Source organism: Peribacillus butanolivorans (assembly GCF_001273755.1).
Lineage (GTDB): Bacteria > Bacillota > Bacilli > Bacillales > DSM-1321 > Peribacillus > Peribacillus butanolivorans.
Genome location: NZ_LGYA01000005.1, coordinates 27006 through 49281, shown reverse-complemented (window position 1 = coordinate 49281; position 22276 = coordinate 27006). Strand labels below are relative to the sequence as shown.

17 protein-coding genes and 4 tRNA genes are annotated in these 22276 nt (G+C 38.1%); 1 reads left to right on the top strand and 20 read right to left on the bottom strand.

Annotated features, from left to right (window positions below; all coding sequences use genetic code 11):
* Positions 1–309: 309 nt before the first annotated feature.
* The gene (locus AKG34_RS22285; protein ID WP_053348338.1) at positions 310–1758 is read right to left on the bottom strand and encodes a DEAD/DEAH box helicase; all 1449 of its coding nucleotides are present in this window, start codon (positions 1756–1758) and stop codon (positions 310–312) included.
* A 374-nt stretch (positions 1759–2132) separates the two neighbouring features.
* On the opposite strand from AKG34_RS22285, the gene AKG34_RS22280 reads away from it, so the two are divergent.
* Positions 2133–2465, top strand: a complete 333-nt coding sequence (locus AKG34_RS22280) for a heme oxygenase (protein ID WP_053348337.1) — start codon at positions 2133–2135, stop codon at positions 2463–2465.
* A 309-nt stretch (positions 2466–2774) separates the two neighbouring features.
* Here the strand turns inward: AKG34_RS22280 and rlmN are convergent, their stop codons facing one another.
* The 19 genes from rlmN to AKG34_RS22190 all read right to left on the bottom strand — a co-directional run bounded on the left by rlmN (position 2775) and on the right by AKG34_RS22190 (position 22035).
* Complete coding sequence (gene rlmN, locus AKG34_RS22275) at positions 2775–3842, bottom strand: dual-specificity RNA methyltransferase RlmN (protein WP_053348336.1); 1068 nt, start codon at positions 3840–3842, stop codon at positions 2775–2777.
* An 81-nt stretch (positions 3843–3923) separates the two neighbouring features.
* Positions 3924–4403, bottom strand: a complete 480-nt coding sequence (gene rlmH / locus AKG34_RS22270) for a 23S rRNA (pseudouridine(1915)-N(3))-methyltransferase RlmH (RefSeq protein WP_053348335.1) — start codon at positions 4401–4403, stop codon at positions 3924–3926.
* 738 nt (positions 4404–5141) lie between these two features.
* Entirely contained in the window at positions 5142–5306 is a 165-nt protein-coding gene (locus AKG34_RS27240; protein WP_376182820.1) for a CxxH/CxxC protein, read from the bottom strand.
* A gap of 171 nt (positions 5307–5477) precedes the next feature.
* Positions 5478–6701: a S1C family serine protease gene (locus tag AKG34_RS22265; protein ID WP_053348334.1), complete on the bottom strand. Its 1224-nt coding sequence runs from the start codon at positions 6699–6701 to the stop codon at positions 5478–5480.
* A gap of 267 nt (positions 6702–6968) precedes the next feature.
* Complete coding sequence (locus AKG34_RS22260; RefSeq protein WP_053348333.1) at positions 6969–7763, bottom strand: exodeoxyribonuclease YycJ; 795 nt, start codon at positions 7761–7763, stop codon at positions 6969–6971.
* A gap of 6 nt (positions 7764–7769) precedes the next feature.
* On the bottom strand, positions 7770–8567 hold the full coding sequence (locus AKG34_RS22255) for a two-component system regulatory protein YycI (RefSeq protein WP_053348332.1): 798 nt from the start codon (positions 8565–8567) through the stop codon (positions 7770–7772).
* Positions 8554–9891: a YycH family regulatory protein gene (locus AKG34_RS22250; RefSeq protein ID WP_053348331.1), complete on the bottom strand. Its 1338-nt coding sequence runs from the start codon at positions 9889–9891 to the stop codon at positions 8554–8556. Before AKG34_RS22250 ends, AKG34_RS22255 begins: the two co-directional genes overlap by 14 nt.
* Positions 9888–11720, bottom strand: coding sequence for a cell wall metabolism sensor histidine kinase WalK (walK, locus tag AKG34_RS22245; protein WP_053348330.1), 1833 nt, complete (start codon positions 11718–11720; stop codon positions 9888–9890). The genes AKG34_RS22250 and walK overlap by 4 nt, the downstream gene beginning before the upstream one ends.
* 5 nt (positions 11721–11725) lie before the next feature.
* The gene (yycF, locus tag AKG34_RS22240) at positions 11726–12433 is read right to left on the bottom strand and encodes a response regulator YycF (protein WP_034316131.1); all 708 of its coding nucleotides are present in this window, start codon (positions 12431–12433) and stop codon (positions 11726–11728) included.
* A 284-nt stretch (positions 12434–12717) separates the two neighbouring features.
* Positions 12718–14139 (bottom strand): M23 family metallopeptidase, encoded by a 1422-nt coding sequence (locus tag AKG34_RS22235; protein ID WP_053348329.1) that lies wholly within the window; start codon positions 14137–14139, stop codon positions 12718–12720.
* A 412-nt stretch (positions 14140–14551) separates the two neighbouring features.
* A tRNA-Phe gene (locus AKG34_RS22230) sits at positions 14552–14624 on the bottom strand.
* Between the two features lie 42 nt (positions 14625–14666).
* Positions 14667–14742 (bottom strand) — tRNA-Asp (locus tag AKG34_RS22225).
* Between the two features lie 23 nt (positions 14743–14765).
* Positions 14766–14837: transfer RNA gene (locus tag AKG34_RS22220), tRNA-Glu, on the bottom strand.
* Between the two features lie 7 nt (positions 14838–14844).
* Positions 14845–14920, bottom strand: a tRNA-Lys gene (locus AKG34_RS22215).
* A gap of 406 nt (positions 14921–15326) precedes the next feature.
* Positions 15327–16619, bottom strand: coding sequence for an adenylosuccinate synthase (locus AKG34_RS22210; RefSeq protein ID WP_053348328.1), 1293 nt, complete (start codon positions 16617–16619; stop codon positions 15327–15329).
* 507 nt (positions 16620–17126) lie between these two features.
* Positions 17127–18491 (bottom strand): replicative DNA helicase, encoded by a 1365-nt coding sequence (dnaB, locus tag AKG34_RS22205; RefSeq protein WP_053348327.1) that lies wholly within the window; start codon positions 18489–18491, stop codon positions 17127–17129.
* A 150-nt stretch (positions 18492–18641) separates the two neighbouring features.
* Entirely contained in the window at positions 18642–19091 is a 450-nt protein-coding gene (gene rplI, locus AKG34_RS22200; RefSeq protein WP_053348326.1) for a 50S ribosomal protein L9, read from the bottom strand.
* Positions 19088–21058 (bottom strand): DHH family phosphoesterase, encoded by a 1971-nt coding sequence (locus AKG34_RS22195; RefSeq protein WP_053348325.1) that lies wholly within the window; start codon positions 21056–21058, stop codon positions 19088–19090. Before AKG34_RS22195 ends, rplI begins: the two co-directional genes overlap by 4 nt.
* Positions 21059–21093: 35 nt before the next feature.
* Complete coding sequence (locus tag AKG34_RS22190; RefSeq protein ID WP_053348324.1) at positions 21094–22035, bottom strand: YybS family protein; 942 nt, start codon at positions 22033–22035, stop codon at positions 21094–21096.
* Positions 22036–22276: the final 241 nt, after the last annotated feature.

Below are 22276 nucleotides of genomic sequence, written 5' to 3'. Positions count from 1 at the left end.
TATCAGGACATGCTTATCCTGTCCATGTCAAAAATGCATCTATGCTTTCTCTTTCATATGCTGTTCCTTAAAATTCAGCTTAAAGGAATATTTCTATGTAGTTTCCTTTATACTCCTGCCGCTATGAGCCTTTGTATAATGAAAAGATGTTAAACATCCCTTAATTGAAGTTACTTTTCTAGCATGTGATTGCCCTATCTACCGCTATATAACGTAGTAAAAATTTCTCATAAATAATCAATAACAAAAATAAAGAAGCGGCAAAGACCAATCATTCATCTTTACCGCTTCTTTATTTATCATTCTCTTTTAGTTCTTAAAGGCCTCTGAAACCTTTAAAAGCTTACCTTTGACTTTCGTATTTTTCATCACTTTCAAAACTAGAGGTCCCTTTTCATTCAATATTTCCACATAGGAAACATTGTCCTGAATGGTGATAATTCCAATATCTTCGGCTTTAACACCATCAATCTTCGCAATTGTACCCACGAAATCAACGGCCCTGATTTTCTTTTTCTTACCGCCATTAAAATATAGCTTCATGATTTGCTTATTCAATTGTTCACTTTTATCTTTTTTTATTTTGGGACGAGCCTCTAGTTTCGCTTCAAAATCATTCATCTTATTCGAGACATCTTCTTCTGATGGAGGCGAGATTTTAGGGATGTCAAATCCGATATAGCTTTGAATCTCTTTAAGGAACTTATCTTCGTACGGTGTCACGAAAGTAATAGCTTTCCCTTTTTTACCGGCTCGACCTGTTCTTCCAGTTCGATGTACATAGCTTTCTTTTTCTAGTGGAAGATCATAATTAATAACATGAGTAATATTATCAATGTCAATTCCCCTTGCAGCTACATCTGTAGCAACTAAATAGCGGAATTCACCTCTTCTGTACTCGTTCATCACAGCAAGACGATCTTCTTGAAGCATACCTCCATGAATCATATCGCAAGGATAATCTAAATCCATTAACTTTTCACATACTTCGTCCACCCGATCTTTCGTCCGACAAAAAATGATACAGCTATCCGGATTCTCAGTGATTGTAACGTCTTTAAGCAAGGAAAACTTATCATCTTCCTTCACTTCGATTAGGGCATGTTCAATCTTTTCAGTCGTTATGCCCGTTGCCTTAATCTCAATATCTAAAGGATCGTTCATATATTTTTGACAAAGTTTCTTTATACTCTCTGGTAAAGTAGCAGAAAACAACATGGTAACTCGGTTTTTTGGAAGCTCTTTAATAATGGCTTCCACTTGTTCGATGAACCCCATATTTAACATTTCATCCGCTTCATCAATAACCAAATGTGTTAATCGCTCCAAAACAAACGTACCTTTTTCAATATGATCGAGTACTCGTCCTGGCGTTCCTACAACTACATGACTTTTTTGTTTAAGTTCTGCTTTTTGTAGAGCAAATGGAGATTTTCCATAAACCGCTGTTGCTTTAATTCGTTTAAATCTACCTATATTCGTAATATCCTCTTTCACCTGTACAGCAAGCTCTCGCGTAGGTGTTAAAATAAGTGCCTGCGGCTTATTCTCCTGCCAATCAACCATATCGCAGATCGGTATGCCAAATGCAGCTGTCTTACCACTCCCTGTTTGCGACTTCACGACAAGATCCTTTCTTTTCAATGCAACAGGAATCACTTCACGTTGAACCTCCGTTGGTTGCTGATAACCCAGACTCTCCAATGCCCTTACAATTTCATCACTTAATGTATAATCAGTAAAACTTAATTCAGTCATATAATAGCCTCTTTTGTTGTTTAGTATCTTACTTTATTGTTTCCACAATCGTTATTTCCTTATACTGATTTCTATTATACGCGATATGAAGTGATAAACCTCGTAATAACCAAACTACTAGATGCTTTTTTCATGTAATCTATTCTTCGATTTTTAAAAGACATGTCTTTAAAAAATAATAAAATGAAGCTCCTTTACCTATTTTTTAGTGAAAGGTTGCCTTCTGAAAAATTTATTTCTTTCAACCTTCTTAACCTTTGCTTTGATTAATCAAAATAGATTATATTCCTGCTAATATGCTAAAATATGTATGATACAAGAGAGTTAAAAAAAGGGAAAAACCATTAAATTCTATCTAAAAGGAGCGTTGATTTATGATAATCGTAACGAATAGAATTAGAGTTAAAAAAGGGATGGGTGCAGTTATGGCCCCAGGATTTACCGCACCAGGTCCACTTGATACAACAGAAGGCTTCGTAAAAGTAGAAGTATTATTAACACAAAACTTAACAGATCATGATGAACTAAACGTAAATATGTACTGGGAAAACCTTGATAACTTTACTGCTTGGAGAAATAGTGATGCGTTTAAAGCTGCACATAAACGACCTGAACCTAGTTCCGATGAAGCAAAAAAAGAATCACCTATTCTAGGCAGTGAACTTACTACTTATGAAGTTGCCTCAGTAAAAGAAATAGCTAAATAAGGAACTTCAATAAGAGTTTTGAACGAAGTTCGACCTTCACGAAGTATATTTCGACCTTCTGAGTGATTTTTCGACCGTCGCGAAGTATATTTCGACCTTCTTGGAGATTTTTCGACCTTCACGAAGTATATTTCGACCTTCTGGAAGATTTTTCGACCGTCGCGAGGTATATTTCGACCTTCTGAGTGATTTTTCGACCGTCGTTACAATTAAATCGACCTTCCAGTATTTAATAAATCAGAAAAAACAGTATGTGTTCAATAACATACTGTTTTTTCTGTTGGATTTTGGCTTTTATTCATCAAATTCTTATTGAACTTCAGCCTTTTTAATTTGTTTACTTCTTAACTGTCCGCATGCCGCATCAATATCCGTTCCATGTTCTTGGCGGATTTTACAATTTACGCCTCTCTTTTTCAACGTATCATAAAACGAGAGAACTGACTCTTTCTCACTTCTTTGATATTGACTATGTTCATCTACAGGATTATATGGAATTAAGTTAACATAAAGCCGATGTTTTTTGTCATCAAGAAGATTGGCAAGTTGCTCGGCTTCTTCTTTATGATCATTTACATCTTTCAATAGGATATACTCAATAGTAATTCTTCTGTTTGTTTTTTCTAAATAATAATCAAGCGATTTCATTAATTTTTCTATTGGAATACCTCGGTTTATTTTCATTATCCGGGTTCTAAGTTCATTATTCGGTGCATGCAATGATATTGCCAGGTTTACCTGTAATTGAGTATCTGTGAATTCATAAATCTTGTTGGCAAGTCCACTAGTCGATACAGTGATACGCCTTGCAGCGATAGCAAGCCCTTTATGGTCCATAATTACCTTTAAAAAGTCTATCATATTTTCAAAGTTGTCAAACGGCTCGCCAATTCCCATTACAACTACATGACTAACAATGTCTTCTTGTTCCAATTTATCTAGATGCAGTTGAACGTTCATAATCTGTTCTACAATTTCCCCACTAGATAAATCACGACTTTTGGCTAATAGACCACTTGCACAGAAACTGCAACCAATATTACATCCTACCTGTGTGGTGACACAAACCGAAATCCCGTATTTATGCCTCATCATAACCGTTTCGATAAGGTTTCCATCCTGTAATTTAAACAAGAACTTAATCGTTCCATCCGCTGACTCTTGCTTAACATGCTCAGTTAAAGTTTGGATGAAAAAGTTATCTTTCAGTAATTGAATGCACTCTTTATTTACATCTGTCATTTCAAAGAAATCTGTTACACGCTTCCTATAAAGCCACTCCCAGACTTGTGAAGCTCTAAACTTTTTATGACCATGTTCCAAAAGCCACGCTGTCAATTGATCGAATGTTAAACCATAAATGGACTCTTTATTCATACGTTACCCTCTTTTCATAACATTAAAATTTAATTCTACAACTCAAAAAACCTTATAAGCAATTCCTCTGAATTGGCAAATTTATTTATGATACGGTTCATTTCTATTTATTCTAAACGCTCGATATATTTGCTCCAACAGAACCAACTTCATTAGCTGATGCGGAAAGGTCATTTTAGAAAAGGAAAGTGCATAATCACTTCTTGAAATCACCTCTGAGCTAAGCCCCAGAGAACCACCAATAATAAAAGTAATTTTGCTTTTTCCATAAGTAGCTAGCTGGTCAATATGAGATGCTAGCTGCTCAGAGGTGAGCTGTTTGCCATTGATTTCAAGTGTAATAACGTAGGTGTCTTGGCTGATTTTAGCTAAGATTCGCTCACCTTCCTTTTGTTTTACAATGTCCATATCTGCTTCACTAAGGTTCTCCGGGGCTTTTTCATCTGGTACTTCAATAAGTTCTATATTAGCATAGGCACTTAAACGTTTTGTATATTCAGCAATTCCTTGCTTTAAGTATTTTTCTTTTAGCTTGCCAACAGTAATAATCGTTATTTTCATATATATCCTCTAACTTTCATTATGTTTTAGTATCATTTGTTGGATTTGCCTACCTATTATCATACCTTAGAGGGACCTATAAGCAAAACAAGCATATCCTTTCCAGTTTTGGATAAGTCCATTATTACATTTATAACCACTATAAATAATGATTCAACTATCATCTTTATATTAAAAAGCCGCTTCCTCCTTAAAAAAGTGGCAACGGCTTCCTTCATTCATAAGTGAATAATGTACATTTGTTTCTTTTCTAGAATAACTCAAGAGTAATGTAACCAAAAGTAGAACCAACAAAAAATGAAAATAAAAAATCAAACCTATTGAACTAGAACGCCTTAATATAACAGTAATCCAGTCATCATTATTCCAATATGACTATTATTGACGCTTTATATAATTTTGAACTATGATATTCCTTCATAATATAATCCCATTAAATCTTGATATGAATTTTATCGACAAATTTTGTATGAAACTAAGGTTGCCTAGAAAGGCAGAGCTGATTATTTTAATAAGAATTCGCTACCCTAACTTTATTTTGCAGCCTTACTACTCTTTTTTTGTTCTAATGACCTTTTATCTCATATAAAGCACCAAAGGCTTAAATGTACGACAATTCCATGCTCTAGTTTCTACTTTATAAAATGTTAAGAACATGTTAAGAACAGGTTACAAACATGTTATCCACAAAAGTTATCCACATATCCACATTTTCTATCCACATCTTGTATGGGAATATTAGTTCCCTACTAGATATATTGCCACGTTTCGACAATATTCACAGGTTGTTGATAACTGTTTTTCTTCAGAAATGAATGTTAAAACAGGGTAGGTTTCACACTCATATACCACTTCATCCAACGCCATATCCACGTGTTCCTGACAGCAATATAATTCCATCATACATCCTCCTCTTCTTTATTCATTTTTACTAATAATGCTGTACCTATTTATCCACACTTTAGTTGGTATCTTTATCTTTTAGCAAATATCCACAAGTAATCGTATCAAAAAATAAGAAAATCGCAAGCAAAATAAAAGACAGGAAGTAGTCGCTCCCTGCCCTTTTTTTCTTTAGATTTCGCTGCTTGAAAGCGTGACTTCCGTGGTTTCTTTCTTTCCATCACGGTAATAGGTGATTTTAACCTTGTCACCGATTTTCTTATCATTGTAAAGATACTTTCTTAATTCTACTACGTCATGGATTTCTTCATTATCCATTCCAACGATGACGTCAAATTCTGCTAGACCTGCTTTATCAGCTGGAGAGTTACTTTGAACACCTGTTATTGCAACGCCCGCAGTAACTTTCTTTGGCAACTTTAATGTATTCTGCTGATGGTATTGAGAAATTTCTTCTACAGATGCTAAATTCACACCTAAGAAAGCACGTTTAACTTCACCAAATTCCTCGATATCATTAATAATTGGAATAACCGAATCAATCGGAATGGAAAGTCCGATTCCTTCCACTGCATTTTCTGCTATCTTCATCGAATTGATTCCGATGACCTGCCCGGACATATTAACAAGTGCCCCTCCACTGTTTCCTGGGTTAATCGCCGCATCTGTTTGAATAACCTCTGCATTCCAATCCACCTGTCCGTCTTCATTGATATCCACTTCAATTGTACGTTCCAAACCGGAAATGATCCCTTGTGTAATGGATCCAGAGAATTGAAGACCTAGCGGGTTACCAATGGCAATGACAGGCTCTCCAGGTTTCAATTTTCCAGATTTCCCGAACTCGGCAATGGTCTTAATTTTATCTCCATCTACTACAATGACGGCAAGGTCTGTCCATGGGTCGCTACCTTGTAGTTCAGCTGGTAATTTAGTTCCATCACTTAACGTGACTTCCAATTCATTTGCGCCTTCAATGACGTGATTGTTTGTAACAATATAGGCTTTACCGCCATCTTTCTTATAAACGACACCAGAACCAGTACCCGCTTCAGCAGAACTGCTCTCATTTTTTCCCTGCTGGCCCCAGAAGGTTGTTTCCTGAATATTTGTGATGCCGACTACCGCATCGCTAGCCTTATCAACAGCATTAGTAACGGCACTTGTTACATCTACAGACAGTCTTTGCTGCGTCTGCTTCATCGATTCATTACCTGTTGAATTCTCCGTTGTATTTTCGCTGCTTTCGTTAATCAACAGTCCACTTCCCGGAAAAGCTAATAAAATAAGTAATGCCCCAATGATGGCGCCTCCTAAGCCTGAAAGAAAATAGCTCGTATGGCTCCTCTTTCTCTTTTTGTTTTGGTTCTCATCATTCTGATCATTATAACTCAAGACAGCTCCACCCTCTCATTTTAGGAATGAATTATAGCAATTACTATTGTTTGGTATCCTCCCTTAATTATACTCATTTAACCGAATTTTTCTAAAAAAATGTACGCCCTTATTTAAGGGTAAACTTAAAATTGAATAATATGTAGCAACTTTTCTATTTTCCTATACAGTTCTAACCAAACGATACCCCTTTTAATCCGGTTTGTAACTTATATATTTTATAAATAAAAAGGAATGAACAAGGTTTCCCTCATCCATTCCTTTTATTTATAAAGTAACAAGCTCTGTCGGTTTTTTCGGATCCGTATCATACAGAGAAAATTGTTCACCGACGATGATTCCTTTTGTCTTTAAAGTTTGTTCTACTGACATTCTTGCTAGGTCCTTCATATTGTTATCAAGACTCAAGTGGGCCAGGTAAATCCGCTTTGTCTTATCTCCGGCCACTTCACTCATTGCAAGAGCAGCGTCTTCATTACAAACATGTCCAACATCACTTAAAATTCTGCGTTTAATACTCCACGGATATTTTCCCATCCTCAACATAGATACATCATGATTACTTTCAAATACATAGGCATCAGCATTCGAGATAATACCTTTCATCCGATCACTTACGTATCCTGTATCAGTAATAACCACAAGCTTCTTATCTTCCTGATGAAACACGTAAAACATCGGTTCTGCAGCATCATGCGATACACCAAAGGATTCTATATTAAGACTGCCGAACGTTTTGACTTGTTCCATTTCAAATGTGAATTTTTGTTCGACAGAAATTTCACCGATTGAACGCTCCATGGCACTCCATGTCTTTGCATTCGCGTATATCGGGAGTTTATGTTTTCTAGCAACCACGCCAAGACCTTTAATATGGTCGCTGTGTTCATGGGTAACAAGGATTCCGGATAGCTTCGACATATCACGGCCTATGTCCTGAAACAACGCTTCCAAGGCTTTACCGCTTAAACCGGCATCGACAAGAAAAGATTGATCCTCCGTTTCCACGAAAAAGGCATTTCCTGTACTCCCGCTTGCGAGAACACTAAAATGCATAGTCATCTATACTCACTCCAGTATTTTTTCTTCTGTATTTAATTCAATGACCTCTCCATCAAAAGCATTCACAAATAGATCCGTTTCGTTATCCAAGACCACCCACCATGTTGGCACAAGTAAATGTGACACAGATGTCGTCTGCAGGGAATTATAAAAACCTAGTTGTACATTAGTCACTTTGCTTTTGGGATCAATATCACCATTATCATACAATGCTCCAATAGCATTTAAAGCAGATACCAATTCTTTAGGTTTATTGAATTTTTCAATCCCCTCTAAATACATCTGTTCATAGGAAACGATTTCACCCTTCTTGTTCAGATATAAAGTGACCTTTCCCTTACTATTATTATAAAACATCTTTTTATCTGCCACTTGATAGCAGATGATGGTCTGGTTGATTCGATCATAGCTCCAAAAGCGATACTCATTTCCATTTAATATATACTCCTTCAGGAATATCTCAACGTCTGAAGCATGAATTTCCGCTTTCATACCAACCGGTGTTTTAAATGTACCGACAAGGTTCTTATCGTCTATAATTTTCGCTTTTTGATTTTTCAGGTACTGTAAATCTTTCTTCTCGAAATTTTTACTTTTAGCAATCAAGAATTGATCCTTCACTTTTTGTTTCGGAAGTGAGACTTCTATTGAAATATCATCTTCCTCCAAGAGTTCTTCCGTTGAGGACTCCGTGAAATTTTCAATTTGGGAGTCATTAATCTTTTCCAGGAATTGATAAAGAAGAAAAATATTCAAAACGAAGAAAACCATGATGAAAATTGACTTTGTATTATTCCAATCCACTTTGATCGCCTCCCGAGTCTTCATCAAAAGGCACAATAAACCATTTATCGCCGATACGATAATACCAAGTGGGGTCAAGTGTAACAAGAGTGACAAGCTTGGAATCTAACGACTTATTCAGCTTATAACCAACCGAGATGTCCTCCACACTCTTGAAATCAATATTTTCCTTAGATTTCAACTGATTCAGTACTTCCCTGCCATTTGGCAAAGTTTTTACCGATCCTTCTGAAGGAAGGACAGAAGCAAGTGAAAAGTAGGGACGCTCATAGCTATAAATTTCTTCTTTTCCCCAAATTTGCTCGATTTCTGTCATTCCGGATTCATTGAAGGCCGGATAACCATTTACGAATAAGCGGAATACCACTCGCTGCTCATTCTCCGACATATAGGCAAAGCGGTAATTGTTATCTTCCCAGCCGGCATGATCATTGATGAAATCAATGCTTTTTTGGAGAAGGTCACTGGAACTGTCAAATAACTTGCTCTTTTGTGCCGGATTGATATAAGAAATTAGGTAATTTTCTTTATTGACCGTCATCAGTCTTGTTCCATCCGTGTATTCCTCACCGACCGAAACGGAATCCTGGCGTACATACTTCGGATAATTAAATAATGCATTTTTCAGGTTTCCAATATCCAAATTGTCGATATAATATTGAAATTTGTTGATCTTCACTGATTTTTCAGGAACGAACAACGTCCTTTTGCTGTTTATGGTTTCGGCCGTGTATACGGGGTGCTTACTGTAAGAACCCGTATAAAAATCATCCATGAAATCTCTTACTCTTTTAGATTCGACCATACCTTGATAGATTTTCTCTTGATCATAAGAAACAAAATAAACGGCAGATTCATTACCACTGATATCCTTTTGTTTAATGATAATGCGATCAAAAGAAAATCCTGGCGCGTCCTTATCCGTAATATTCAATACCGTTTTATAAAGAGCGATGGGAACATCATCGGAAAATTTGATTTCAATCGACCCATCTTCGTGGACAAAATCATCAAATTTCCTTTGCAGCCTTTTTACGGATATCTCTTTTACGCCGCTAAAACGCCATTGCGAAAATTCTTTTTCCATTTTACCTATTTCATCTGGATTGAAAGTCTGGAAATGTTGCCCATTGCCATGGAAAAGGATACTGACAGGTTTAATGACATCACTGACAATCTGGACATCGCTTTTAATCTTTATTAAATCCGACGATTGGTCAAATTGATCATATTCAGGCTCGTACGTCCAAATGCTCCATGTCAAAAAAATGCTTGTCCCAACCAAAATAATCAGTATGATACTTTTTGCACGTTCAAAATTCATGACCAATCATCCTCTTCTTCCTGTTCGTAAGGAAGTGTAAAGAACACCGTAGTTCCTTTTCCATCCACACTTTCCGCCCAAATTTTCCCACCATGCGCCACGACCATCTCTTTTGCAATCGCTAAACCAAGCCCTGTCCCACCTAAGTTCCGGGCCCTTGCTTTATCCACACGGTAGAAGCGGTCGAATATTTTATCAATGACGTTTTTCGGGATGCCCACTCCTTGATCTGTAATGCTGACAACGATAAAGCCATCCGATGCCCTGACGCGGAAGGTCACTTGACCCCCTTCAGGTGAGTACTTTAATGAGTTGGAGATTACATTATAAAGAACCTGGGTGATTTTATCTTCATCAATATCCACAAAATAAGCTTCCTTTGGCAGATCACGCTTAAACGTGATGTCATCATTTTTCGTCATTTCAAAACGATCGATGATATGGTCATAGAATTTATTGAAATTCACCCAGCCCGTTTTAAGCCTGTAATCTTTACTGTCCATTTTCGAAAGCTGTAACAGATCATTAACAAGCCTGATCATTCGCTCCGTTTCATTTTGCGTGACACTTAAAAAGGATGGAGCGATTTCCTCGTCCTTCCATGCACCTTCAGCCAATGCTTCCAGGTAGCTCCTCATCGTTGTAAGCGGTGTTCTTAGCTCATGCGACACGTTGGCAACAAACTCCCTACGCTCACCCTCAATTTTCTCCTGCTCTGTAATATCATGCAAAACAGTGATCAATCCATTAACGAATCCCGTTTCCTTTTGAATGACCGAAAAGTTCCCCCTCAAAATGAACGGCCGATCCTTTTTGCTGTAATCAAGGATTACGGACTCACGTTCTTCCAGTAAATCCTCAAATTTATATTCTTCTTCAAGGCCCAAAACCTCAATGATAGGTTGGTTCATGACGGTTTCATGTGAGACATTAAGTAATTGTGCAGCTGGTTCATTAATCAAGTTCACTCTACCGCGTCTATCAGTTGAAATAACACCGTCTGTCATATTAGCGAGGACAGATGAAAGTTTACGTCGTTCTCCCTCTGTGCTAGATTGCGACTCTTGAAGCTTTTTAGTCAAATTATTGAAAGTGACAGCAAGCTGACCAATTTCATCATCGCCATATACCCTAACCTTTCTAGAGAAATTCCCTTTCGCCATCACCAGTGCCTGTTTTCTCATATCCGACATGGGGCGGGTGATCGTTCGTGCGAGCAGAATTCCCAAGATGGCAGTAATGACCAGGGCGATGGCCGTACCCGTCATGAAGATACTATTGATTTCTTCCATCTGTTCAAAGACATTCTCCATCTCAGCTATTACATAGACGGCGCCAATGACCTCTCCATTTGCTTCAATGGGTGTCGAAAGAACCCAAAGCCGCCTGCCAGTTTTCTGATCTCGAAATACATCACTATCTTCTTTTCCATAAATCAGCGTATTTTTAATAAGGACCTCTGTTGTCTTCTTCCCTACGATTTCCTGGTTACCCGGGGCGGAGGTTCCAATTACGCGTCTGCTGCGTGTGTCAATAACACGTACTTCCGAAATATCGTTCGATGAATTATCGCGATCCTTCAGTACCGTATTAATCGCTTCTTCGAGGGTTGGGTCTTCCTCTCCCCTCTCTTTTTCCATTTCTTCACCAATACTGTAGGTAAGCAGGTTAACGTGGCCTTTGATCGATTTCGTGAAGTTCCCGACAAGATTTTCTTCCAATTCCCCAACAAAATAAACCCCGATTATTTGCATCGCTACGAAAATAAGCAACACATAAATCAGAACAAATTTAAAATGAATTGAGCGAAAAAAACCAACCTTTTTCATAAGAACTACTCCTGTTCAGGGTTACGCAGGTAATAACCGACCCCTCTTCTAGTTACAATCCAACCCGGATGGCTTGGATTATCTTCAATCTTCTCACGAAGACGTCTTACCGTTACATCGACTGTCCGTACATCTCCAAAGTAATCATATCCCCAAACGGTTTGTAATAAGTGCTCCCTTGTCATAACCTGGCCGATATGCTTTGCTAAATAATGGAGCAATTCGAATTCGCGATGAGTTAATTCAATCGTATCGCCACGCTTAGAAACCACATAGGCATCAGGATGGATAGTAAGAGTGCCTATTGTAATTTCCTTCGGTTCATTTTCTTGATCCGGAACCGGGACAGCTTGCTGGCGTCTTAAGTTCGCCTTAACACGGGCGATTATTTCCCGGGTACTAAATGGCTTTGTCACATAGTCATCTGCACCAAGCTCTAACCCTAATACTTTATCTATCTCAGAATCCTTAGCCGTTAACATGATGATTGGCGTTTCATATTTCTTTCTTACTTCTCTACAAACTTCCATCCCATCACGCTGTGGTAGCATGATATCAAGCAAGATCAAATCAGGCTGCCGTTCTTCTACCATTTTAAGAGCTTCGTTGCCATCATAAGCACAAAAAACCTCATAACCCTCTTTTTTCAAATTGAATTGTAAAATATCCGCGATTGGCTTTTCATCATCCACTACCAAAATTTTCTTATCCATGTACTTATCTCCTTTTTAATGACTAAACTAAATCTATTAAAAACCTTGTCCTTATCCGGGACCTTTTTTCATATTTTCCTACTGATTACACCGACCTATCGTCTTAGTCCAACAACGTTCACTATATATACCCTATTAAAAGGTCTAAACACCTAAATGTAAGCAAATTGTATCTATTATACTTTATCATTTTACAGGCATTAAATCACCTTTTTCCTATTATTCTCATCTATGTATGTAGCAGAAGAAGAAGTCTTCGAATATTTTTCGAAGACTTCTCTCAATTACTGACTTATATAATTTAGCGGATTTGCAAGAGACCCGTTTTTATATACTTCAAAGTGAAGGTGGACACCGGTGGAATGGCCTGTTGAGCCCATCATCCCAATTTTCATTCCTTTTCCAACCTTTTGTCCTGCTTTTACATCTATTGAATCTAAATGGGCATACAACGTTTTAAATCCATTATTATGATTGATTATTACTTTATTACCATAACCTCCGGAATCTCCTGCGAATTCGACTATTCCATGATCGGCTGCCGTGATGGTCCTTGTTGTTGGTCGGGCAATATCTATTCCTTTATGTAGTTTCCCCCAGCGCTGGCCCTGCTTACTGGAAATATAGCCCCCGTCTGCAGGCCACGAATAGGTGCCGCTTCCGTTTGAAGGAATGACCTTTGTTCCTTTTCTAGTGATCTCTGTGATCGCTTTTTCCGTAACTTCTTTTTTTACGATAGTTTCACTGATTTTTTTACCATTTGTTTCTTCAACTGTATAGGTGAATGCCTGAACGCCATCGTTACCCTCTTGTTCAATAACGAGCTCATCCTTCAGAAGATCATCATCCTTTTTTACTTTCTTTTCAAAAGGAATCCTCTCTTCTTTCAAAACTTCTCTTTCTACCATTACGTTCACATAGGGTGTAGCTTGGGTCACATAGACGCTCTCACCTGCTTTAAGCCCCTTATCCTTATTAAAGTCCGGGTTTAGCTCCAACAGCTGAGTTAGGTCCATATTATGCTTATTAGCGACCTCTTCAAGTTCCTCATCTTCCTTTACCTCATAGATAGCCTTTTCTTCTTTTCCTTCTTCTATCATGGAAAGGGTCTTGTTAACCGTCATAATCTTTTTAGGATCAACAGCGGTTTCATTAAACGTAATTGGATGCGAAAATTCGATATTTAGAATTCTGCTTCCTGGTTCTTTTAACGTTTCAACCGTATCCGATTCACTTTCTCTCTTGCTGGATTCATATTCAGCGTATTCTTCCTCATCTACATATAATAAGGTGATTTTTCTTACAACTTCCTCAGCATCTTCCTTAGAAGGAACATAAGCGACCACCTGATTATCAATGTTAATCTCATACGCGTCTGCCTTCACATCCAACTGATCGTCAATTTCCTTTAAGACTTGGTCCTCTTTTACTTCTTCACTAAATACTTCCTCGCCCACAAATGCTAACTGCGTCTCACTATCAAATGTATAGTCAGGATAATCCGCCTCTGCTTCTGCAACTTTATCCGCTACAATCTTTTCTATTTCCGCTTCATCCGTTACACTTCCCACGAATTCATTGTTGAGATAAACATGCTGAATGGTTTTAATTTCCGATACGCCTGCTGCTGTAGCTCGATTTCCTGCAAGCAATAACATTACGGATATCATAAACAGAAAGATTCCTTTATTTTTTGAGATAAACATATATTGTCCTCCTTAAACGGCCCAGTCACCAATTAAGAAACTAATCAAATTTATATGAGATATATTAGTTCAATTTCAATATTTCAATATTCACGCGTACATGACTAATTTCTATAACCATTTTTCCACTCATAACTCTATCATAATAATAAAAAAATCAAGAAATAGACTTCATAATGTAATAGAACTGTATAAATGGTGACAACAAGTACCAATAAATATGTTTTTAGAAAAGGTATCTTTCGAAATAAAAAGGGAGGTAGACGTAAGCCTGATAAGGAATAGCGAACCATTTATATAAATGGTTAAAATTGGATTGTTACAAATCGATAACAATCTATTAACAGGATTTAACCCGTTTGTAAATTAATATATAACAAAAAAAGCGCCCAAAAGGCGCTTTTCAAAAGGATGGCTCAGGACGGAATCGAACCGCCGACACAAGGATTTTCAGTCCTTTGCTCTACCGACTGAGCTACTGAGCCAAATATTCTATTTTAAATGAAAAAATCATGTAAAAAATAAAATGGCGGTCCCGACGGGAATCGAACCCGCGATCTCCTGCGTGACAGGCAGGCATGTTAACCGCTACACCACGGGACCAGCATATAAATTATATAAAGAAGTGACCCATACGGGATTCGAACCCGTGTTACCGCCGTGAAAGGGCGGTGTCTTAACCGCTTGACCAATGGGCCGGAAAAATGGTGAGCCATGAAGGATTCGAACCTTCGACCCTCTGATTAAAAGTCAGATGCTCTACCAACTGAGCTAATGGCTCGTTCTAATAAATTTTCGCCACATAATTTCCGGATTTTCTGTTTACCTTCTGCAAGATGTAAACTCCGCTACTCGCGCTACTCGTGGAAGCTTTGCTTGTTGCTCTACCGTGTTATTAGCTTGTTCTATTGTGACGACGCTTTTGATAATATCATAGTTTTTATTGTTTATGCAATAGTTTTTTAAAATAAAATTTATTTTATTTTATATTTTTTCCTTTTCACTACTGTTTTAAATAAAATTCACCCTTTAAAAACATCATTTCGTTGTTAGTATCTCAGTACATATTGTTTAATCATAATTGTACAAACTGACATACTAGCCAATTGCAAACCTCACATCACCAAGGAGTTAGTTTTAAATAAAAAAGGAGCTGGCAAAAAAAACCAGCTCCTTTTTTTCATGAATTACGCTAGACGCCAAGGGCTTCTTACGATGTTTGTTTGGTTACGGTCAGGACCGACAGAGAAAGTAGTCAAAGGAATGCCCACTAATTGAGATACGCGCTCTACATAATGACGAGCGTTCTCTGGTAGTTCATCCAATGATTTGCATCCCGTGATGTCTTCTGGCCAGCCTGGCAGCTCTTCATAGACTGGTGTACATTCGCCAATCGCTTTCAAAGTCGCTGGAACCTCATGAATGATTTCGCCTTTGTATTCATAAGCCACACAAATTTTGACCGTATCAAGACCTGATAACACGTCAATGGAGTTTAAAGATAAATCGGTAATCCCGCTAACACGGCGTGCATGGCGAACAACAACAGCGTCAAACCAGCCGACACGGCGCGGTCTGCCTGTAGTAGTACCATATTCACGGCCTACTTCACGGATTTGATGACCGATTTCATCATGTAATTCTGTAGGGAAAGGACCATCACCCACACGGCTTGTATATGCTTTACATACTCCAACCACATGGTTAATTTTCGTAGGTCCAACACCTGAACCAATCGTTACGCCGCCTGCAACTGGGTTAGATGAAGTAACAAATGGGTATGTTCCTTGATCGATATCAAGCATAACCCCTTGAGCCCCTTCAAATAATACGCGTTTTCCTTCATCAAGTGCGTCATTCAATACAACGGATGTATCGCAAACATATTTCTGCACTTGTTGTCCGTACTCATAGTATTCTTCTAAGATATCTTCGATTTTAAAACCTTCTGTTTCATAAAAACGTTCAAACATGCGGTTTTTTTCGACAAGATTTTGGGACAATTTTTCTTCAAAAATTTCACGGTCCAAAAGATCTGCCATACGGATGCCGTTACGAGCAGCTTTGTCCATATAAGCAGGGCCGATTCCTTTTTTCGTCGTACCAATTTTATTAGCACCTTTACGATCTTCTTCAACTTCATCCAATTTAATATGGTAAGGAAGAATGACATGTGCACGGTTAGAGATACGAAGATTATCCGTGCTCACTCCGTGACTATGTAAATATGCAAGCTCTTCTACAAGCGCTTTTGGATCAACTACCATTCCATTTCCAATAACACAAATTTTATCACTATAAAAAATCCCTGACGGAATTAAATGCAGTTTATAAGTAACACCGTTAAATTTAATCGTATGTCCTGCATTATTCCCACCTTGATAACGAGCAATGGCTTCCGCATTCTGGGATAGAAAATCTGTTATTTTACCTTTACCTTCGTCTCCCCATTGTGTACCGACTACTACAACTGATGACATCTGAATAAAGCACCTCCAAAGGATCACGTAATACCGGTTATTAACCGGTTCTTATCAAACAAACCTATTTTATCAATAATTCAAAGAGGAAGTCAATACAAAATCCGAACATTATATAAATTAATAAATAATTCGTTCGTAAATATGCATTTTACCTACTTTCTTACAGTGTAAATATAAGGTATTAGCCTTCTGTAGTGTTTTTTCATACTGATAATTCTGAAAAATAAAAAGATTATCACTTGGTAATAATTAGGTTGCATTCTTATCTTTTTACTGATGGGGAATGAAGCAACTAAGATGAAAATAGTGTTTTTAAGGTATTTATAGCGGCTTTTTTTCTCATTTCGATTTAGATTATTCTCTTCAATATTTCAATATCATTTATTTTACCCATGGAAATCCTGTATTATTTACGGTGGCTTTTCTTTTTTATCATTTTCTCTATAAAAACAGCCCGCACTTCAAAAGTGGCGGGCCGTTTTCTATGAATAACATTAAATCTATTTAAGCCCCGGGAGACATCGAGTCATCATCGAAGCGCCGTTCCAGGTTAACGAATTTATTGTATTCTTTAACGAATGCAAGCGAAACCGTCCCAACAGGGCCATTACGCTGTTTGGCAATAATGATTTCGATTATATTTTTATTCTCAGATTCTTTATCATAATAATCATCACGATATAAGAATGCCACGATATCAGCATCTTGCTCAATACTCCCTGATTCCCGGATATCTGACATCATGGGGCGCTTGTCTTGGCGCTGCTCCACTCCACGGGAGAGCTGGGAAAGGGCGATAACAGGTACTTGTAGTTCACGAGCAAGCGCTTTGAGTGAACGAGAAATTTCCGATACTTCTTGCTGACGATTGTCGCCTGAACGGCCATCTCCTTGAATCAATTGAAGGTAATCAATCAATATCATGCCAAGTCCATGTTCCTGCTTCAAACGACGGCATTTTGAACGAATTTCACCAATTCGGACTCCTGGCGTATCATCAATATAAATACCGGCATTCGACAAGCTTCCCATCGCCATTGTTAGCTTGCGCCAGTCCTCATCTGTTAAGGAGCCTGTCCGCAAATTTTGAGCGTTAATGTTTCCTTCCGCACAAAGCATACGCATAACAAGCTGCTCGGCACCCATCTCAAGACTAAAAATCGCAACGTTCTCTTCTGTTTTCGTTGCAACATTTTGAGCGATGTTCAAAGCAAAAGCGGTCTTACCGACAGAGGGACGAGCACCCACGATAATAAGGTCATTACGTTGAAAACCTGCTGTCATTCGGTCCAGTTCAGCAAATCCGGTTGGAATTCCTGTGACATCACCTTTACGGGTGGTCAATACCTCGATATTATCGTAAGTCCGTACTAATACATCCTTAATATTTTGAAAGGACCCGGAATTTTTCCGCTGGGCTACTTCCATGATCGTTTTTTCTGCTTCCCCGAGCAGCTCCTCGACCTCATCCTCGCGGCTATATCCTTCCTGAGCAATATTCGTTGCTGTCCTGATCAATCGGCGTAGTAACGACTTCTCTTCTACGATGCGGGCATAATATTCAATATTGGCTGCGGTAGGTACCGACCCGGCCAATTCACTTAAATATGAAACCCCACCCACTTCTTCAAGGTTCTTTGCAGCGGCTAGTTCTTCAGTCACCGTAATCAAATCGACAGCTTTTCCTTCGTCATTCAACTTAATCATCACATTAAAGATTTTTTGATGCGAGCTTCTGTAGAAATCCTCTGGAATCAAAACTTCCGATGTAACAGTTAGTGAAGAAGGCTCTAGAAAAATGGCCCCTAGCACAGCTTGTTCTGCTTCTATATTTTGAGGGGGAACTCTATCTTGAAATTGTTCTATCAAATCTTAAAACCTCCCATTCTAAGAGGATACTTTTTGCTTATTTATATGTTTCTAGTTAAAAAGAAAAAAGTGAAAGGACAACATGCCCAATCACATTTTTTTCGTCTATCTCTATTTTATCAATTTTTCACAGATATGAAACCACTAAAATTAGTTAATTTCTTTCACTTGCACAGTGAGTGTTGCTGTAACCTCAGGATGCAGCTTTACAGGAAGCTTCGTATGTCCTAAAGAACGAATTCCGTCAGCAAGCTCCATTTTACGTTTATCAATCTTGATGCCATGTTTTTTCTGAAGCTCTGAGGCAATTTGTTTCGTCGTGATAGAACCGAATAAACGCCCGCCTTCTCCAGCTTTAGCAGATAATTCAACAGTTAGCTTCTCCAATTGTACTTTCAATTCTTCTGCATGTTGTAGTTCTTCGGCAGCAAGAGACTCTTCTTTATTCTTCTGCGCTTCCAAAGTTTTTACATTTGTATTATTTGCTTCTACAGCTAATCCTTGTTTAAGCAGGAAATTATGTGCATAACCATCTGCAACATTTTTGACTTCCCCTTTTTTTCCTTTACCTTTAACATCTTTTAGAAATATAACTCTCATTCTTTTTGTCCCCCTTCTAAATAATCATCAATTGCTGCTTTTAATCGACTTTCGGCTTCTTCAATGGAACACGCCTGTTGAGTAGCGGCATTTGTTAAATGTCCGCCTCCATTCAACATTTCCATTATCACCTGGACATTGATATCACCGAGAGAACGTGCACTTATGCCAACTGTATCATCAGATCTCTTAGCCATTACAAAGGAAGCGACAACGCCGTCCATAGTCAAAAGCGTGTCGGCTGCCTGAGCAATGAGCACCTGATTATGGACCTGATCAGTTTTTGCCGAAGCAATTGCAATACCCTTTTTATAGAAGACAACCTCTTCAATCAGCTTCGACCGTTTAATATAGGTGTCTACGTCTTCCTTTAAGAATTTCTGAACAAGTACCGTATCTGCTCCATGAGCCCTTAAATAAGAGGCTGCATCGAATGTTCGTGAACCAGTTCTTAAAGTAAAACTTTTCGTATCGACAATAATCCCGGCAAGCAGTGCCGTAGACTCAAGCATATCAATTTTGCTGCGTTTTGGCTGATATTCAAGCAGTTCAGTCACAAGTTCAGCCGTTGAGGATGCATATGGCTCCATATAAACGAGCAATGAGTTTTTGATAAACTCCTCACCTCGGCGATGGTGGTCAATGACAACTACCTTATCAATCCTATTTAATAATCGCTCTTCAATCACCATTGAAGGTTTATGCGTATCAACTACAACGAGCAACGTTTCATCCGTAATCATTTCAAATGCTTCTTCGGGAGTTATAAACCGTGCATACAAATCCTCTTTATGTTTAATTTCTTCCATTAAACGAAGGACACTGCTATCAAGTTGCTGTGTGTTTATGACAATATATCCTTCACGTTCATTCATTTGAGCCACTTTTAAAATACCGATGGCTGAACCTATTGCATCCATATCCGGATTTTTATGGCCCATGACAATGACTTTATCGCTATCCAAGACTATATCCTTTAATGCATGCGAAATGACGCGTGCGCGGACCCTCGTGCGTTTTTCCATTGGATTGGTTTTACCACCATAAAATTTCACTTTTCCGTTTGCCTGCTTAATAGCAACTTGATCTCCGCCCCGCCCCAAAGCTAGATCTAGGCTAGACTGGGCAAGTGATCCCAGTTCCGGTAGGGAAGATACAGCCGAGCCAACCCCAATGCTCAAGGTAAGTGGTACATTTTGCTTGGCTGTCGTTTCCCTAATTTCATCTAAAATAGTGAATTTACCCTTTTCAAGTTGATGAAGGATATGTTCATTAAAAACAGCGATAAACCGTTCCGAGGAAACCCGTTTAAAGAAAACGCCATTATCCCTTGCCCATTTATCAAGCAGTGAGGTAACCAAACTGTTTATACTACTTTTACGCTGATCATCCATTCCCTGCGTCAAATCATCATAATTATCAAGCAGAATAATGGCGATTGCTGTCCGCTCATCTTCATATAATTTTTCAATTTCAACTTGCTCTGTTACATCAAAAAAGTAAAGAAGTCGTTCCTCACGCTTATGGACCACTTTAAATTTCCGGTCATGGAGTGTAAGCGTCTCTGTCTCAATCTCTTGCTTAATTAACGGTACAATAGAATCAGCGACATCGTAGAGAGATCTTCCTGCCAATGAATCTTCACTAAAACATGAAGCCAGAAATGGATTGGTCCATTCAATGTAAAAATCGTCATTAAAGAGCATAATCCCAATTGGCATTTCCAGTAACGCTTCTTCCCCCACCTTCTTTAGACGGTAGGATAACGTTGTTATATATTCTTCTGTCTTACGCTGTTTTTTTTCTTCCACTTTTAATGTTAAATAAAATAAACCAGTAAGAATCAATAATCCAACAAGTGCAACAACCCAATTATAATAAGCCAGTACGCCCAAAAGTAACAAGCCTGCAGCCAGCACCCCATATAATGGGGACTTAATCGAGTACTCTTTCAAATAAGATGGCATAGTTTCAGCTCCTAAAAGCATCTGTTTTACAAGGACTATTCCTTTTTCTTGATTGTCTCCCTAAAAGGAAATCCTAAATCTATTATACCTAAAAATCGAATGATGGTTATGAAAATCGGATGTAAAAGCGAAGCAACCACGATTAAAATAGGTATAGCTTTAGTCCAAGACTTCACACGACTGATATAAAATACCAGCGAATATCCTTGTATCAAAATGAAAAACTGCAGGATAAAAAATAGGTTTGTTATGGCCATATATACATAACTATTCTTGTCCGTATTCACAAAAAGAGCCAGAAGCATCGTAATTAAATAATACCATAAAAGGCTTTTCGGGAGTCGCAGATCTCGAAAATGGGGCCACTTTAAAGTTTTATCGCTGAATCTCTTCAAAATAGGATGGGCCGCAAAGAAAATCAGTAAAACCATGATGACAGAAGTCACAACGAACAAACTTGGCATAAGCGTGTTCAGCAAATCTATTGTTTCATACATTCTCTTTTTGATTTGCTCTGTCGATGCCTGATCAAAGGATTCCATAATCCCAACAGAAGAATCAATGGACTCCTCAACCATGACCATCGATTTTTCTATGTAGTTTACATCGAATACTAATACAGATGCCGCATATATTAATAATGTACCCCCTAGGAATACAAGGACAGCGCTTATAAACATAGGTGCCATTGGTTTATCTTTTTTCAAAAAATAACCAATGGTAATACCCGTTGCCCCCATAAGCAAGGTCATCGGCACGGATAATATCGTCGCAATAAGTATCGACAATAACGAAGCAACAAATAAATACCCCAGAGCCCATGATATCTTTTGTTTATTTGTCACCAGAATGAAAGGAACTGGTAAAAAGAAAAGAGTGAAGATACCCACTATTGGAATATGAACTGTGATGAACAATAAAATGCAATATAGTGCCAAAAGGGCCCCGCCCTCAGCAATTCGTCTCCCGCTATTCATTTATTTTCACCCCCGTTTTTATAAAACTAAAAATAATGTCTCCAGTCTCCATCTTTATATTGTATCCGTTAAGCATAGGATATTTCAAACATCACAATCTTTTTTCATGATATAGAATTTTTTCTTTGGAAAGAGACTATTTTCGTTTATAAAAATTCCTTCAAAAAACAAAAAAAACCGCATTTTAGCGGATTTTTAATAAAAGGGCTATTTTTATACGTCACTCCTATTGCATAAAAAA

Excerpts from the sequence above, each read along its gene's own strand:
- AKG34_RS22285 (WP_053348338.1), bottom strand. The coding sequence starts at position 1,758 with ATGACTGAATTAAGTTTTACTGATTATACATTAAGTGATGAAATTGTA.
- AKG34_RS22280 (WP_053348337.1), top strand. The coding sequence starts at position 2,133 with ATGATAATCGTAACGAATAGAATTAGAGTTAAAAAAGGGATGGGTGCA.
- rlmN (WP_053348336.1), bottom strand. The coding sequence starts at position 3,842 with ATGAATAAAGAGTCCATTTATGGTTTAACATTCGATCAATTGACAGCG.
- rlmH (WP_053348335.1), bottom strand. The coding sequence starts at position 4,403 with ATGAAAATAACGATTATTACTGTTGGCAAGCTAAAAGAAAAATACTTA.
- AKG34_RS27240 (WP_376182820.1), bottom strand. The coding sequence starts at position 5,306 with ATGATGGAATTATATTGCTGTCAGGAACACGTGGATATGGCGTTGGAT.
- AKG34_RS22260 (WP_053348333.1), bottom strand. The coding sequence starts at position 7,763 with ATGACTATGCATTTTAGTGTTCTCGCAAGCGGGAGTACAGGAAATGCC.
- AKG34_RS22250 (WP_053348331.1), bottom strand. The coding sequence starts at position 9,891 with ATGAATTTTGAACGTGCAAAAAGTATCATACTGATTATTTTGGTTGGG.
- walK (WP_053348330.1), bottom strand. The coding sequence starts at position 11,720 with ATGAAAAAGGTTGGTTTTTTTCGCTCAATTCATTTTAAATTTGTTCTG.
- yycF (WP_034316131.1), bottom strand. The coding sequence starts at position 12,433 with ATGGATAAGAAAATTTTGGTAGTGGATGATGAAAAGCCAATCGCGGAT.
- AKG34_RS22235 (WP_053348329.1), bottom strand. The coding sequence starts at position 14,139 with ATGTTTATCTCAAAAAATAAAGGAATCTTTCTGTTTATGATATCCGTA.
- AKG34_RS22210 (WP_053348328.1), bottom strand. The coding sequence starts at position 16,619 with ATGTCATCAGTTGTAGTAGTCGGTACACAATGGGGAGACGAAGGTAAA.
- rplI (WP_053348326.1), bottom strand. The coding sequence starts at position 19,091 with ATGAGAGTTATATTTCTAAAAGATGTTAAAGGTAAAGGAAAAAAAGGG.
- AKG34_RS22195 (WP_053348325.1), bottom strand. The coding sequence starts at position 21,058 with ATGCCATCTTATTTGAAAGAGTACTCGATTAAGTCCCCATTATATGGG.
- AKG34_RS22190 (WP_053348324.1), bottom strand. The coding sequence starts at position 22,035 with ATGAATAGCGGGAGACGAATTGCTGAGGGCGGGGCCCTTTTGGCACTA.